The following is a 14143-nucleotide window of genomic DNA, read 5'->3' as shown; positions in this document are numbered from 1 at the left end:
TTTCCGGCGGGGGGGGGGGGGGGGGGGGGGGGGGGGGGGGGGGGGGGGGGGGGGGGGGGGGGGGGGGGGGGGGGGGCGGGGGGGGGGGGGGGGGGGGGGGGGGGGGGGGGGGGCGGCGGGGCCCGCGGGGGGGGGGGGGCGCCCCGCCCCCCCCCCCCCCCCCCCCCCGGCCAGGTACGTGCGGCGCAGGAACCGCAACAGGGCCTTCGTCTCGAACTGCACCACCGAGACGCCCTGGTCGGAGTGGAGTTCCACCACAGCCTGCACCCGGCCGCACGGCCACACCCGGACGTCCCCGCTGCCGGCGGGGGCGCGCAGGCCCTGTTCGAGCAGCGAGCGCGAGAAGGTCCATTCGTGGGTCCCGGGCAGTCCGACCCGGACCGCGCGCGGGTCGGCCTCGGGGTCGTAGCGCAGGCGGACCGGCACGGCGTCGCGCTCCTCTTCCGGGGGGTCCGCGCCGGTGACGATATGGGCTCGTGCGTACTGCTCGACTACGGACATCGGTCGGCCCTCTCACGCAGCGTGACCTATGCGGAAGCTGTGCGTCCACCCCTCTTCAATGTCGCACATTTTCCGGACAACGCCCCGCGGGGAACGGGAACGCCCCTGCTCCCCGGCGCCCTCGGTACAGGAACCGTTCCTGTTCTCCTCTCTCCGCTCTTGCAAAGCGTTCGCAACAAGCCACTATCATCGAACGGTGCACGTACCTGACGGATTCATTGACGCCCCCACGTCCGCCGCGGCCGGCGCGGTCGCAGCGACCGCCGTCGCGGTGAGCCTGCGCGGTGCGCGGCGTGAGCTCGACGAGCGGACGGCGCCGCTGGCCGGTCTGGTGGCGGCGTTCATCTTCGCCGTGCAGATGCTGAACTTCCCCGTCGCGGCGGGCACCAGCGGCCATCTGCTGGGCGGTGCGCTGGCCGCGATCCTCGTCGGCCCGTTCACCGGGGTGCTGTGCGTGTCCGTGGTCCTGCTCATGCAGGGCATCCTCTTCGCGGACGGCGGCCTGACCGCGCTCGGCGTGAACATCACCGACATGGCCATCGTCACGACGGTCGTCGCGTACGCCCTCTTCCGGTTCCTGGTGAAGGTGCTGCCGCGGCGCCGGCGCTCGGTCACCGTCGCCTCGTTCGTCGCCGCGCTCGTCTCGGTCCCGGCCGCCGCCGTCGCCTTCACGTGCGTCTACGCCGTCGGCGGCACCACCGACGTCTCGATCGGCAAGATCGCCACCGCGATGGTCGGCGTGCACGTACTGATCGGCGTCGGCGAGGCGGCGATCACCGCGCTGACGGTGGGCGCCGTGATCGCCGTACGCCCGGACCTCGTGTACGGCGCACGCGGCCTGCAGCAGCGCCTGAAGCTGCGCGTGAACGGCGTGCTGGTCGACGCGCCGGCGCCCGGCGGGGCGCGCACGGCGCCCGTGGCGGCGCGCACGTCCCGCCGCGCGCTGTGGATCACCGGCCTCACCACCTCGCTGGTCCTCGCCGGGTTCGTCAGCTTCTACGCCTCCTCCAACCCGGACGGCCTGGAGAAGGTCGCCCACGACAAGGGCATCGACCAGAAGACCGGGCGGCACGCCACGGAGGACTCCCCGCTCGCCGGCTACGGCGTGAAGGACATCGCGGACGCCCGGCTGTCCGGTGGCCTGGCGGGCGTGATCGGCGTGGGCGCCACCGTCGTCGCGGGCAGCACGGTGTTCTGGGTTGTGCGCCGGCGTCGCGTCGACGACGCCTCCCCCGTGAGCACGGGGGTCTGACGTGGGCGCCGGTCACGCACACAGGCTCTACGTGCACGGGCACTCGCCCGTGCACGCCCTGCCGCCGCACACCAAGCTCGCCGCCGCGTTCGCGTTCGTCGTGGTCGTGGTGTCGACCCCGCGGGAGGCGATGTGGGCGTTCGGGCTGTACGCCCTGCTGCTCGCGGCCGTCGCGCGGCACGCGTGCGTGCCCGCCGCCTTCCTGCTCAAACGGCTGCTGATCGAGGTGCCGTTCGTCGCGTTCGCCGTGCTGATGCCGTTCGTCGCGGAGGGCGACCGGGTGGACGTCCTGGGCCTGTCGCTGAGCGTGAACGGCCTGTGGGGCGCGTGGAACGTGCTCGCCAAGGGCACCCTCGGCGTCGCCGCGTCCGTGCTGCTGGCCGCCACCACCGAGCTGCGCGAACTGCTGCTCGGCCTGCAGCGGCTGAAGCTCCCGCCGCTGCTCGTGCAGATCGCGTCCTTCATGATCCGCTACGGCGACGTCATCACCGACGAGATGCGGCGCATGCGCATCGCGCGGGAGTCGCGGGGCTTCGAGGCGCGCGGGGTGCGGCACTGGGGGGTGCTCGCCAAGTCCGCGGGCGCCCTGTTCATCCGCTCCTACGAGCGCGGCGAGCGCGTGCACCTGGCCATGGTCAGCCGCGGGTACGCCGGTTCCATGCCGGTCATCGACGAGGTGACCGCCTCCCGGGCGCAGTGGTCGTCCGCCCTCGCCCTCCCCTTCGCCGCCCTCGTCGTCTGCCTGCTGGGATGGATGCTGTGACCGACTCTCTCGAGGTCTCCGGCCTCGCCTTCGCCTACCCGGACGGCCACCAGGCCCTGTTCGGCGTGGACTTCCGCATCTCTCGCGGCGAGCGGGTCGCCCTGCTCGGCCCGAACGGCGCCGGCAAGACGACCCTCGTCCTGCACCTCAACGGCATCCTGGCCGGCGGCGCGGGCACGGTGAAGGTCGCCGGGCTGCCCGTCGGCAAGGAGCACATGGCCGAGATCCGGCGCCGGGTCGGCATCGTCTTCCAGGACCCCGACGACCAGCTGTTCATGCCGACGGTCCGCGAGGACGTGGCGTTCGGACCCGCGGCGGCCGGGCTGAAGGGCGCGGAGCTGGAGGAGCGCGTGGACCGGGCGCTCACGCGGGTGGGCATGGCGGAGTTCAAGGACCGTCCCCCGCACCACCTGTCCTTCGGACAGCGGCGCCGGGTGGCCGTGGCGACCGTGCTGGCCATGGAGCCGGAGATCCTCGTCCTGGACGAGCCGTCCTCCAACCTCGACCCCGCCTCCCGCCGTGAGCTGGCCGACATCCTGCGCTCGCTCGACGTGACCGTCCTGATGGTCACGCACGACCTGCCGTACGCGCTGGAGCTGTGCCCGCGTTCCCTGATCCTGAGCGAGGGCGTGATCGCGGCGGACGGGAAGACGGCCGAGCTGCTGTCGGACGAGGAGCTGATGCGCGCCCACCGTCTGGAGCTGCCCTTCGGCTTCGACCCGCGTTCCGTGGCGGCCCCCGCCGGCCGTCCGTGACACGGGTCCGCCGGTGACGCCGGGCACGTGACGACAGCGCGCGGCGCGCATGCCGACCGCTTTGGGCGCGCACACGGCGCCCGTGATCGACGGCGGCGCGCGGCCACGCCGCCGTAACGATCGCGTCCGGGCCGCGCCGCCGGGGAATCGCACGCCGTGTGCGCGTGTTGGTCCGACCGTCGCAGGTGAGCCGGAGGAGGGCGCGGACGTGGACGTGAACGGCACGGTGGCCGAGGGGTTCGAGCCGGTCGGGGAAGCGTTCGTGCGCAACTTCGAGGTGCTCGGCGAGCGGGGCGCGGCCGTCGCCGTCTACCGGGGCGGCCACAAGGTCGTCGACCTGTGGGGCGGCACGAAGGACGTCGACGGGACCGAGCCGTGGCAGCGGGGCACCGCCCAGATCGTGCGCTCGGCGACCAAGGGCGTCGTCGCCGCCGCGCTCCTGCTGCTGCACCAGCGCGGGGCGCTGGACCTGGACGCGCCGGTGGGCGAGTACTGGCCGCAGTACAAGGCGGCCGGCAAGGAGCGGACGCGGGTGTGGCACCTGCTCGCGCACCGGGCGGGCGTACCCGTGCTGGACCGGCCGCTGACGCCCGCGCAGGCCCTGGACCCGGTGACGGTCGCCGAGGCGGTCGCGGCGCAGGCACCCGTCTGGGAGCCAGGCACGGACCACGGCTACCACGCGCAGACGTACGGCTGGCTGACCGGCGAGCTGGTGCGACGGGTCACCGGCCGGGAGATCGGCGACTGGATCGCCGACGAGATCGCGGGCCCGGTCGGGGCCGAGCTGTGGCTGGGGCTGCCGGCCGGCGAGACGGCGCGGGTGGGCCGGGTGGCGCAAGTCGATCCTCCGGCGGACCCGGCGGCCGCGCTCAGGATCCGCCCCAAGCGCGCGGTCGCCGACGCCTACGCCGACCCGGCCTCGCTCACCCGCCGCGCCTTCGCCGCGATCACCCCGCAGCCCGACGAGAACGACCCGGCGTACCGGGCCGCCGTCCTGCCCGCCTCCAACGGCATCGCCACCGCCGACGGCCTGGCCCGCGTCTACGCGTCGCTGATCGGCGAGGTGGACGGCGGCACCCGGCTGTTCACCCCGGAGACCGCGGAGCTGGCCCGCGCCGAGCGCAGCGCCGGACCGGACCGCGTGCTCGTGGTCAACACCCGGTTCGGCCTCGGCCACATGCTGCACGGGGCGACCTCCCCGCTGCTGTCACCCGCCTCCTTCGGCCACCCGGGCCGCGGCGGGTCCCTCGGCTTCGCCGACCCCGACGCCGGCGTCGCCTTCGGCTACGTGACCAACGGCTTCCGCAAGAGCGTGACGGCGGACCCGCGGGCGCAGGCACTGCTGCGGGCGGTACGGAACGCCGTACTGCCGTAGGCACGTCGTACTGCCGTAGGCACGTCGTACTGCCGTAGGCACGTCGTACTGCCGGTCTCAGACGTGGATCGGGTGCGACGTCCGCCCGGACGCGGAGTCGATCTCGCCGTGCGCCTTGGTGAGCAGTTCCATGGCGAGTTCGTTCAACGCCCGAGCGCCGGCGATCTCCTCGCCGACGCGCGGCTGATTGGAGTCGCTGTAGTGGCGGCTGGCGTGACCGTGCGCCCGCACCTCGCTCCCGTCGGGCAGGCGCAGCAGCGCGACCGCCCGCGTGTGCTGGTCGTCCTCCTGGAACTCCATCTCGACGTGCCATCCCACTGGGGCGTGCATCATGAGGATCACCTCCGGAACTCCTCCTCCCAGAGTGCGCCTGTCCACCCCAGAACGCACCCGCCGCCTGCGCGGCGCAGCGCCCCGGCCCCCCTGCGCGCGCCGGTGCCGGGCCTCAGCCGTCACCGGGCGGTTCCTCCCGCACGGGCGCGCCGCGGCCGACGGTCAGAGACCAGTGGACGGTCGACGGCGCTTCGACGGAGACCACTCCGCTTCGGTCCACCCCCCTCACCGCCACTTGGTGGTAAGTGGTGCTGACTTCGCCCGCGAGGCACTCCAGCGGGAACGAGACGTGCACCGGACGCAGTGCGACATCGATTTCCCCCTTGCCCTGGCACCGCACCGCGACGATCAGCGCGTCGCCCTTCTTCCCCGCGTGGAACTCGATGACGGCGTTCCCGGTGGTCGCCCTCCCCCGCCCGGCGAGCGTCTCGTCATCGTCCAGTTCCGGGGGCGTTCGCACAGAGGGCTGGGAATCTCCGGGGGACACGGCCGCCGTCCGTGGTGCGTCGTCGGAGGAGGCCGCACTGTGGTGTTCCGGCCGCCCGGCACTCTGGTCGTCCGACGCGCAGGCAGCGACTGCCACTGACAGCAGCACGGCAGCGCACGCGATGCTCAATCCCCTGAGGGTCCGGCCGGACATGGTCACGTTCTCCTTGCTGCCCTTGCCGCACGTGACGTACACGTACTGCCGCATCCGCCGCCGCTACGCCGCGTGCAGCATGAGGCCGATGCCGGCCACCAGCAGCCCCGCCGCGACGACGCGCGGCACGCCGAACCGTTCCCTGAAGAAGACGGCGCCGATGGCCGCTCCCACGATGATCGAGGATTCGCGCAGGGCCGCCACCGGGGCCAGTTCCGCCTTCGTCTGCGCCCACAGGACCAGCCCGTAGGCCAGCACGGACAGGGCGGCGCCCAGGAGTCCGACGCCGGCGAAGGGCCGCAGGACGGCAATGAACCGTCCGCGCAGGCGGTACAGCGCGTACGCCGGGATCGCCACGCCCTCGACCGCCATCAGCCAGGCGACGTATCCGAGGGACGAGCCGGAGGCGCGTACGCCCAGCCCGTCGAGGACCGTGTACGCCGCGATGGTCAGGCCGGTTGCCAGGGCCGCGCCGATGGCCGCCCGGTCGGGCCGGTGCCCGTGCAGTCCCCACAGCGCCACTCCGGTCAGGCCCGCGCAGGACAGGGCGATGCCGGCGGCGGCCCAGCCGTCGGGCACCTCGTGCGCGAAGACGGCGGCGAGCAGCGTGACGACCAGGGGCGCGGTGCCGCGCGCGATGGGGTACGCCTGCCCGAAGTCCCCCAGCCGGAAGGACCGCATCAGCAGCACGTAGTAGGCGGCGTGGACGACCGCGGAGGCGATCAGGTACGGCCAGGCGTCCGCCCGCGGGACCGCCGTGAACGGCGTCAGGGCGAGCCCGATCAGCAGGCCGCCGCCCGCGATCAGGGTGAAGCCGGCCAGCTTGTCGGTGATGCGGTGGGCGAGGGCGTTCCAGCCGGCGTGCGTCACCGCGGCCAGCAGTACGGCCACGGTGACCAGCGGGGTCACGAAGACCGCTCGCGCACGTCCGTCACCGTGGCGCCGGCGTGGGCGATCAGCGCCTGCGGCGCCATCGGGAAGACGGTGTAGGGGGTTCCCGCGGCGGCCCACACCGTGTCGTGGACGAGCAGCGAGCGGTCGGCGAGCACCCGGGTCCTGGTGCGGTGCCCGAAGGGCGGCACGCCGCCGATGGCGTACCCGGTGGTCTCCCGTACGACGTCGGCGCTCGCCGGGTCACCTTCGTGGCGCCGAGTTCCGCGCGGACCCGCTCCGGGTCCACCCGCGACGCGCCGTCCATGAGGACGAGCACCGGTTCCCCGTCCGCCGCGAAGACCAGCGACTTGCAGATCTGGCTCAGCTCGCAGCCGATCGCGGCGGCGGCCTCGGCCGCGGTGCGGGTGGCGTCGGGGAAGCGGCGGATGCGCGGAGGCAGGTCGTCGAGGCCCAGCGCGCGCAGGGCCTCGGCGAACCGGGGGTGGGCGGCGGAGTCACCGGTGGTGTCGGCGGTCGTCATGCACGGCACGCTAGCGTCGCGGGCCGGGGGCGGACGACCGGGTTTCCGGTGTCCGCCCCCGGCTGCCCGAGGGCCGGTGCGCGCCGTCGGCCCCGCGAGGGCCGGCCTCCGCCCCCGCCCGCCAGGGCTCAGGCCCTGACCAGTTCCCGGTCCTCGTCGGCGTCCGGGTCCTCGTCCGCGCCCTCGTCCGCGCCCGTGCCCGCGTCGCGGCCGCCTGCCGGGGTGCGCAGGCCCTCGCCCTCGACGTCGACGTTCGGCAGTGCCCGGTCCAGCCACCTCGGCAGCCACCAGGCCCTGCGGCCGAGCAGGACGAGTACCGCCGGCACGATCGCCATGCGCACGAGGAACGCGTCGAAGAAGACAGCGATCGCGAGGCCGAAGCCGATCATCTTCACCATCGACTCGCTGGAGCCGATGAAGCCCGAGAAGACCGCCATCATGATCACCGCGGCGGCCGTGACCACCCGGGCACCGTGCCGGAAGCCCGTCACCACGGCCTGGCTGGGCCTCTCGCCGTGGACGTACGCCTCCCGCATCCGCGTCACGAGGAACACCTCGTAGTCCATCGCGAGGCCGAAGACCACGCCGATCATGAAGATCGGCATCATCGACATCACCGGGCCGGTCTCCTCGACCCCCATCAGGCCGGCCAGCCAGCCCCACTGGAAGACCGCGACGACCGCGCCCAGGGCGGCCGTGACGCTCAGCAGGAAGCCGAGGGCCGCCTTCAGCGGGACCAGGACCGACCGGAAGACCACGATCAGCAGCAGGAAGGCGAGGCCGACCACGAGGGCCAGGTAGGGCAGCAGCGCGTCGTTCAGCTTCTGCGAGACGTCGACGTTCATCGCGGTCGAGCCGGTGACCAGCACCGTCGCGCCGGTGTCGGCCCGCACGCCGGCGCCCGCGCCGCGGATGCCGTGCACCAGGTCCTCGGTGCTGACCGACGACGGCTTGGAGCCTGGGATCACGGTGATCGTGGCGGTGTCGCCGGCCGTGTTGTAGGTCGCGGGGGTGACGGTGACGACGTCCTTCAGGCCCTTGATGCCGTCGGTGACCGCGGCCACCGCGCCCTCGGGGTCGTCGGCGGCAGTGGCGTCGACGACGACCAGCAGGGGGCCGTTGAAGCCCGGGCCGAAGCCCTCGGAGAGCAGGTCGTAGGCGCGGCGCTGCGTCGTCGACGTCGGCTGGGAGCCGTCGTCCGGCAGGCCCAGTTCCAGCGAGGCGGCGGGCACGGCGGCCGCCCCGAGGCCGACCACGCCGAGCAGCAGGACGGCGACCGGCCGCCGTACGACGAAGCTCGCCCAGCGGGTGCCCAGGTTGGGCTTGCCGGAGGCGTTCTTCCGCGCGCCGCCCCGCAGCCCGCGCTGCTCGCCGGCGGGCTTGATCCTGCGGCCCGCGTACCCGAGCAGGGCCGGGATCATGGTCAGCGCGATCAGCACCGCGACGGCCACCGTGCCCGCGGCGGCGACGCCCATCTTCGTCAGCATCGGGATGTCGACCACCGACAGGCCGACCAGCGCGATCACGACCGTCAGGCCCGCGAAGACCACCGCGGACCCGGCCGTTCCGGCGGCCCGGCCGGCCGCCTCCTCGCGCTCGCGGCCCTCGGCGAGTTCGGCGCGGTAGCGCGAGACGATGAACAGGGCGTAGTCGATACCGACCGCCAGGCCGATCATCGTGGCCAGGGTGGAGGTGGTGGAGCCCAGGTCGAGCGTGCTCGCCAGCGCGGTGATCGCCGACACGCCGATGCCGACGCCGATGATCGCCGTCAGCAGCGGCAGGCCGGCCGCGACGAGCGAGCCGAAGGTGATGACGAGGACGACCGCGGCGACCGCGATGCCGATGACCTCGGTGGCGCCGGTCTCCGGTGTGCTCTGCAACGCGTCACCGCCGACCTCGACGGTCAGCCCGGCGTCGCGGGCGTCCTGCGCGGCCTGCTCGAGGGCGTCCCGGGAGGCGTCCTTCACCTCCATGCCGGAGACGTCGTACTTCACCGACGCGTAGGCGATCGTGCCGTCCTTGCTGACGGCGTGGGCCTTGAACGGGTCGGCGACGGAGGCGACCTCGGAGCCGTCGGCGAGTTCCCGCACCGTCTTCTCCACGGTCGCCTTGTTGCCGGGGTCGGTGGTCTTCTCGCCGGCCGGCGCCTTGAAGACGACGCGGGCCGTCGCGCCGTCGGCACTCATGCCGGGGAAGCGCTGTTCCAGCAGGTCGAAAGCTTTCTGCGCCTCGGTTCCGGGGATCGAGAAGGCGGTACTGCCGGCGGCGGGCGCGCTCGCCGCGGCGACTCCCGCCAGTGTCAGCAGGGCCACCCAGAACAGGGCGACGAAGTGCCGTCGCCTGAAGGCGAACCGGCCGAGTCGGTAGAGGAATGTGGCCACGGGGGCGTACTCCCGGTCAGGTCGTGGGGTGTTTCGGGGCAGGGGTCATCGGCCCGACGACGTGAGCGGTCGCGTCAGGTGGTGCGGTGTTTACTGGTGCCTTGCAGGGGATCTCAGGCGGTGCGGATGCCCGGCGGGGATGCCCGGGCGGCGCAGGTGCCCGGCGGGGATGCCCAGACCGCGCAGGTGCCAGTGCCTGGCGGGGAGGTTCAGGCGGTGGGCGCGCCGAGGGCGGGGAGGACCACGGCGTCGATGTACGACAGGAGGAAGGCCTGCGTCGGAGGCTGCTCGTCGATGAGCGTGCGGGCGGCGAACGCGCCGACCATCATGTGCACGATGTAGTCCATCGCGGGACTGTCGGCACGGACCTCGCCGCGGGCCACCGCCCGGTGCAGGATCCGGCGGAACTCCGCCATCTCCGGCTCGATCAGGTGCTCCCGGAACGCCTGGAGGAGATCGGGGTTGCCGTGGACGGCCATGGCCAGACCCCGCATCAGGGCGGAGCTCTGCTCCATCTCGCAGTCGTCCGAGCGCAGCACGATCGCGTGCAGGTCGCCTCTGAGGGACCCGGTGTCGACCTCGTCCGCGGAGCCGCCCGGCTTGCTGTGCCGGACCGCCTTGGCCACCAGCTCGGCCTTGCCGCCCCACTGGCGGTAGAGCGTCGCCTTGCTGGACCGGGTGCGGGCTGCCACGGCGTCCATGGTGAGGGCGTCGTAGCCGACTTCCCGGAGCAGGTCGAGCACGGCCTCGTACAGCTCGGCCGCGCGCTCGGGCGTGATCCGACTGCGACGTGCCGTGGTGGCCGCGGTCATGTCTGTCACCTTCCCGCTTTCCGTTCCGTCCGTCCGGTTGTCGTCCGGCTGTTCCCCGTACTCCATGAAGATACCCCGAGCAGTAGCGAAACGAAACTGTTTCGTACGTGGGGTGGCTCACGTCCGTCAGGGACGCATGAGTTGCCGCCCCCCATTCGGGGGAAAAGCATGGAAAAAGTGAGCTATCTGCGCCTGCCGCATCTGCGCGGCGACCTGTTGTGCTTCGTGGCCGAGGACGACCTGTGGCTCGCCTCCCTCGACGGCGCGGACCGCGCCTGGCGCCTGACCGTGGACCGCACCAAGGCCGGCCACCCCCGCGTCTCCCCCGACGGCCGCCACATCGCCTACACGAGCTGGCGCAGCCTGACGCCGGAGATCCACCTCATGCCGGTGGACGGCGGGCCGGGCCGGCGGCTGACGTACTGGGGCTCGCCGGACACGCGGGTGTGCGGCTGGACCCCCGAGGGGCAGATCCTCGCCGTCGCCTCCCACGGCGAGCCGTTCTCGTACTTCACCTGGGCCTACAAGGTCTCCCCCGACGGCGACCCCGGCCGCAAGCTACCCTGGGGACCCGTCTCCGACATCCAGGTCGGCGAGATCGCCGGGGAGCGCCGCACACTGCTGCTCACCGGCACCCCGCCGCACGAGCCCGCGGCCTGGAAGCGCTACCGCGGCGGCGCCACGGGCCGCCTCTGGCTGCACGGCGAACGCCTGCTCGCCGGCCTGGACGGCCACCTCCACTCGCCCCTGCTCGTCGGCGGCCGGATCGCCTTCCTCTCCGACCACGAGGGCATCGGCAACCTCTACTCCTGCGCCCCCGACGGCTCCGACCTGCGCCGCCACACCGACCACGACGACTTCTACGCCCGCCACGCCGCGAGCGACGGGGTCCGGGTGGTCTACCAGTGCGCGGGCGTCCTGTGGATCGTCGACGACCTGGCCGCGGGCTCCGTCCCGCGCCGGCTGGACGTACGGCTGAGCGGTCCGCGCGCGGGCCGGCGCCCGTACGAGGTGCCGGCCGCCCAGCACGTGGACGGTGTGTCGGTGGACGAGACGGGCCGCGCGAGCGCCGTCGTCGTACGTGGCAGCCTGCACTGGCTGACCCACCGCGACGGCCCGGCCCGCACGATCACCGACACGCCCGGCGTCCGCGTCCGGCTCCCGGAGATGCTCGGCCCGGCCGGCCGGATCGCGTACGTGACGGACGCGGAGGGCGAGGACGCGATCGGGATCGCCGGCCTGCCACGCGCCGGCGGCGGCCGTGAGCCGCGCAGGCTCGCGGCCGGCCGGCTCGGCCGGGTCCTGGAGATGGTGGCCGACCCGCAGGGCGAACGCCTCGCCGTCGCCTCGCACGACGGACGGCTGCTGCTCGTCGACGTGAGCGAGGACGCGAGCGAGAGCGCGGGGGAAGGCACGAGCGAGGGCGCCGGGGAGGCCGGCGGGGACGGAGACGAGGCCGACGGAGTCGCGGACGCGGCCGGTGCGGTCACCGACCGGGTCCGGGAGCTGGTCCTGTCGGCCAACGGGCCGGTGCGGGACCTGGCGTTCTCCCCGGACGGGGGCTGGCTGACCTGGTCGCACCCGGTCATCGGCCGCTCGCTGCGGCAGATCAAGCTGGCCCGGATGAAGGACGGGCTGATCGTCGACGTCACCGACGGCCGCTTCGAGGACGAGAACCCGGTCTTCACGCGGGACGGCCGCTACCTCGCCTTCCTCTCCGGGCGCGGCTTCGACCCGGTGTACGACGTCCACACCGGCGACCTGTCCTTCCCGCTCGGCTGCCGCCCCTACCTCGTCCCCCTCTCCTCGGCGACCCCCTCCCCCTTCGCCCTCAGCCCCGAGGGCCGCCCGGCCGCGGGGGGCCTGGACCCGCTGCCGGACGGCGAGGGCGGCGACGGCACGGTGACCGTGGAGGCGGAGGGACTGGCGAGCCGGGTCACGCCCTTCCCGGTCATCGCCTCCAAGTACTCGGCGCTGCGCCCGGTGGCGGGCGGCGGGCTGGTCTGGCTGCGCTGGCCGATATCGGGCGCGCTCGGCGAGACCTTCGCCAACCCCGACGACACCACCGGCCGTCCGACGCTGGAGCACTTCACCATCGGCAAGGCGAGGAAGTCCGAACTCGTCGGCCACCTCGACTGGTTCGCGGTCAGCGGCGACGGCACCCGGCTGGTCGTGGCCGACGAGGGCGAGCTGCGGGCCGTACCGTCCGACGAGCCCGGCAACGGCGACACGACCGTCTGGATCGACCTGCGCCGCATCCTGCACGAGGCCGACCCGGCCGCCGAGTGGCGCCAGGCGTACGCGGAGGCCGGCCGCCTCATCCGCGCCTACTTCTGGGAGCCGGGGATGTGCGGCATCGACTGGGACGCGGTGCTGGAGCAGTACCGGCCGCTGGTCGAACGGGTCGCCTCCCCCGACGACTTCGCCGACCTGCTGCGCGAGGTCCTCGGCGAGCTCGGCACCTCGCACGCCTACGTCACCCCGGCCCGCCGCAACGAGGGCCCGCCCCACTACCAGCGTCGGCAGGGGCTGCTGGGCGCCAACTTCACACACCGGGACGAGGGATGGACGGTCCGGCGGATCCTGCCCGGCGACTCCTCGGACTCCAGGGCCCGTTCGCCCCTGGCCGGCACGGGCATCCGGGAGGGGGCGGTGCTCACCCACGTCGACGGACGCCCCGTGGACCCGTCGACCGGCCCCTACCCGCTGCTCGCGGGCGCGGGCGGCACGACGGTGGAGCTGACGTTCGCCCCGGCGCCGGGCGGGGCGGGACGGCCCCGGCGGGTGGCCGTCGTCCCGCTGATCGACGAACGGCCGCTGCGCTACCAGGACTGGGTGGCCAAACGGCGCGCCGTGGTAAGGGAGTTGAGCAGCGGCCGGTGCGGCTACCTGCACATCCCCGACATGGGCGGCTCGGGCTGGGCGCAGTTCAACCGGGACCTGCGCATGGAGATGTCCAGGCCCGCCCTGATCGTGGACGTGCGCGGCAACGCGGGCGGCCACATCAGCGAGTTGGTGGTCGAGAAGCTGACGCGCACCGTCCTGGGCTGGGACCTGACCCGCGACGCCCAGCCGGTGTCGTACGCCTCGAACGCGCCGAGGGGCCCGGTCGTGGCGCTGGCGGACGAGGCGACCTCCTCCGACGGCGACATGATCACGGCCGCGTTCAAACTGCTGAAGCTGGGCCCGGTGGTCGGCCGGCGCACCTGGGGCGGAGTGGTCGGCATGACCGGCCGCCACCGGCTCGTGGACGGCACGGTGATCACGGTGCCGATGAACGCGGCCTGGTTCGACGCCTACGGCTGGGGCGTGGAGAACCACGGCGTCGCCCCCCGACCTGGAGGTCCTGCGCACCCCTCTCGACTGGGCGGAGGGCCGCCACGCCCAACTCGACGACGCGGTCCGCCTGGCCCTCGACCTGCTGGAGACCCACCCCCCGGCGGCCCCGCCGGACTACTCCGACACCCCCGACCGCACCCGCCCGAGACTCCCGCCCCGCCCAACTCGCTGAAGGGGGAACTCCCGCCCCGCCCAACTCACTGAAGGGGGCACCAAAGGAACGCGCGCAACCGCGCACCGGGCAGAAGCGCGGGGCGCCCTCCGAAGGAAGGACGCCCCGCGTCACAGCCCAAGCCGAGCGCAGCGGCTACGCGTCGAAGTCCGCCTCGAGGCGGTCCTCCTCCTCGCGCATCCGCTCCGGCTCGTCGCGCATGCGGTCGCGGCCCTGACCCTGCGGTGCCCGCTGCTGGGACTGCGGTCCGCGCTGCTGAGCCTGCTCGCGGCCCTGCTGCGCCTTCCGCCTGGTCTGCTCCTGCCGCTGCTCCGGCTTGTTCTGGAACTGGTCCTTCATACCCATGTGGGTTCACTCCCGTTGTGGGTGGGGAAGCGGCCCGTTACCGGGCCTCGACCAGATTCAC

Annotated in this window: 10 protein-coding genes and 3 pseudogenes; 5 read left to right on the top strand and 8 right to left on the bottom strand. The window is 73.7% G+C overall.

Annotation, left to right across the window (positions count from 1 at the left end; translation table 11 throughout):
* Window positions 1–168 precede the first annotated feature (168 nt).
* Window positions 169–501, bottom strand: a pseudogene (locus ACH4ZX_RS21005) (SsgA family sporulation/cell division regulator); the annotation flags it as partial.
* Window positions 502–697: 196 nt separating this feature from the next.
* Between ACH4ZX_RS21005 and ACH4ZX_RS21000 the strand changes: the two are divergent.
* The 4 genes from ACH4ZX_RS21000 (at window position 698) to ACH4ZX_RS20985 (ending at window position 4646) form a co-directional block, all read left to right on the top strand.
* Window positions 698–1753: an energy-coupling factor ABC transporter permease gene (locus tag ACH4ZX_RS21000; RefSeq protein WP_398274656.1), complete on the top strand. Its 1056-nt coding sequence runs from the start codon at window positions 698–700 to the stop codon at window positions 1751–1753.
* A gap of 1 nt (window position 1754) precedes the next feature.
* Window positions 1755–2516, top strand: coding sequence for a cobalt ECF transporter T component CbiQ (gene cbiQ / locus ACH4ZX_RS20995; RefSeq protein ID WP_398274653.1), 762 nt, complete (start codon window positions 1755–1757; stop codon window positions 2514–2516).
* Window positions 2504–3271: an energy-coupling factor ABC transporter ATP-binding protein gene (locus tag ACH4ZX_RS20990; RefSeq protein WP_398274650.1), complete on the top strand. Its 768-nt coding sequence runs from the start codon at window positions 2504–2506 to the stop codon at window positions 3269–3271. Before cbiQ ends, ACH4ZX_RS20990 begins: the two co-directional genes overlap by 13 nt.
* Window positions 3272–3479: 208 nt before the next feature.
* Window positions 3480–4646, top strand: coding sequence for a serine hydrolase domain-containing protein (locus ACH4ZX_RS20985; RefSeq protein WP_398274647.1), 1167 nt, complete (start codon window positions 3480–3482; stop codon window positions 4644–4646).
* 57 nt (window positions 4647–4703) lie between these two features.
* Here the strand turns inward: ACH4ZX_RS20985 and ACH4ZX_RS20980 are convergent, their stop codons facing one another.
* The 6 genes and pseudogenes from ACH4ZX_RS20980 to ACH4ZX_RS20955 form a co-directional block, all read right to left on the bottom strand.
* A complete protein-coding gene (locus ACH4ZX_RS20980) occupies window positions 4704–4979 on the bottom strand; it encodes a DUF1876 domain-containing protein (RefSeq protein WP_360743599.1) in 276 nt (91 codons plus the stop codon).
* Between the two features lie 112 nt (window positions 4980–5091).
* Window positions 5092–5673 carry a hypothetical protein gene (locus tag ACH4ZX_RS20975; protein ID WP_398274644.1) on the bottom strand — a complete coding sequence of 194 codons (582 nt, stop codon included), beginning with the start codon at window positions 5671–5673 and terminating at the stop codon, window positions 5092–5094.
* Between the two features lie 9 nt (window positions 5674–5682).
* Entirely contained in the window at window positions 5683–6528 is an 846-nt protein-coding gene (locus ACH4ZX_RS20970) for an EamA family transporter (protein WP_398274641.1), read from the bottom strand.
* A pseudogene (locus ACH4ZX_RS20965) lies at window positions 6525–7033 on the bottom strand (YbaK/EbsC family protein). Before ACH4ZX_RS20965 ends, ACH4ZX_RS20970 begins: the two are co-directional and overlap by 4 nt.
* A 128-nt stretch (window positions 7034–7161) precedes the next feature.
* The gene (locus tag ACH4ZX_RS20960) at window positions 7162–9414 is read right to left on the bottom strand and encodes an MMPL family transporter (RefSeq protein WP_398274638.1); all 2253 of its coding nucleotides are present in this window, start codon (window positions 9412–9414) and stop codon (window positions 7162–7164) included.
* A 209-nt stretch (window positions 9415–9623) separates the two neighbouring features.
* Window positions 9624–10226: a TetR/AcrR family transcriptional regulator gene (locus ACH4ZX_RS20955; RefSeq protein ID WP_398274635.1), complete on the bottom strand. Its 603-nt coding sequence runs from the start codon at window positions 10224–10226 to the stop codon at window positions 9624–9626.
* A gap of 177 nt (window positions 10227–10403) precedes the next feature.
* Between ACH4ZX_RS20955 and ACH4ZX_RS20950 the strand changes: the two are divergent.
* Window positions 10404–13737: pseudogene (locus ACH4ZX_RS20950) on the top strand (S41 family peptidase).
* 135 nt (window positions 13738–13872) lie between these two features.
* Here the strand turns inward: ACH4ZX_RS20950 and ACH4ZX_RS20945 are convergent.
* On the bottom strand, window positions 13873–14082 hold the full coding sequence (locus ACH4ZX_RS20945) for a hypothetical protein (RefSeq protein ID WP_398274632.1): 210 nt from the start codon (window positions 14080–14082) through the stop codon (window positions 13873–13875).
* Window positions 14083–14143 lie beyond the last annotated feature (61 nt).

Source organism: Streptomyces sp. NPDC020490 (assembly GCF_044335305.1).
In the GTDB taxonomy this organism is placed as follows: domain Bacteria; phylum Actinomycetota; class Actinomycetes; order Streptomycetales; family Streptomycetaceae; genus Streptomyces.
This window is presented reverse-complemented; position numbering and strand designations above follow the sequence as displayed.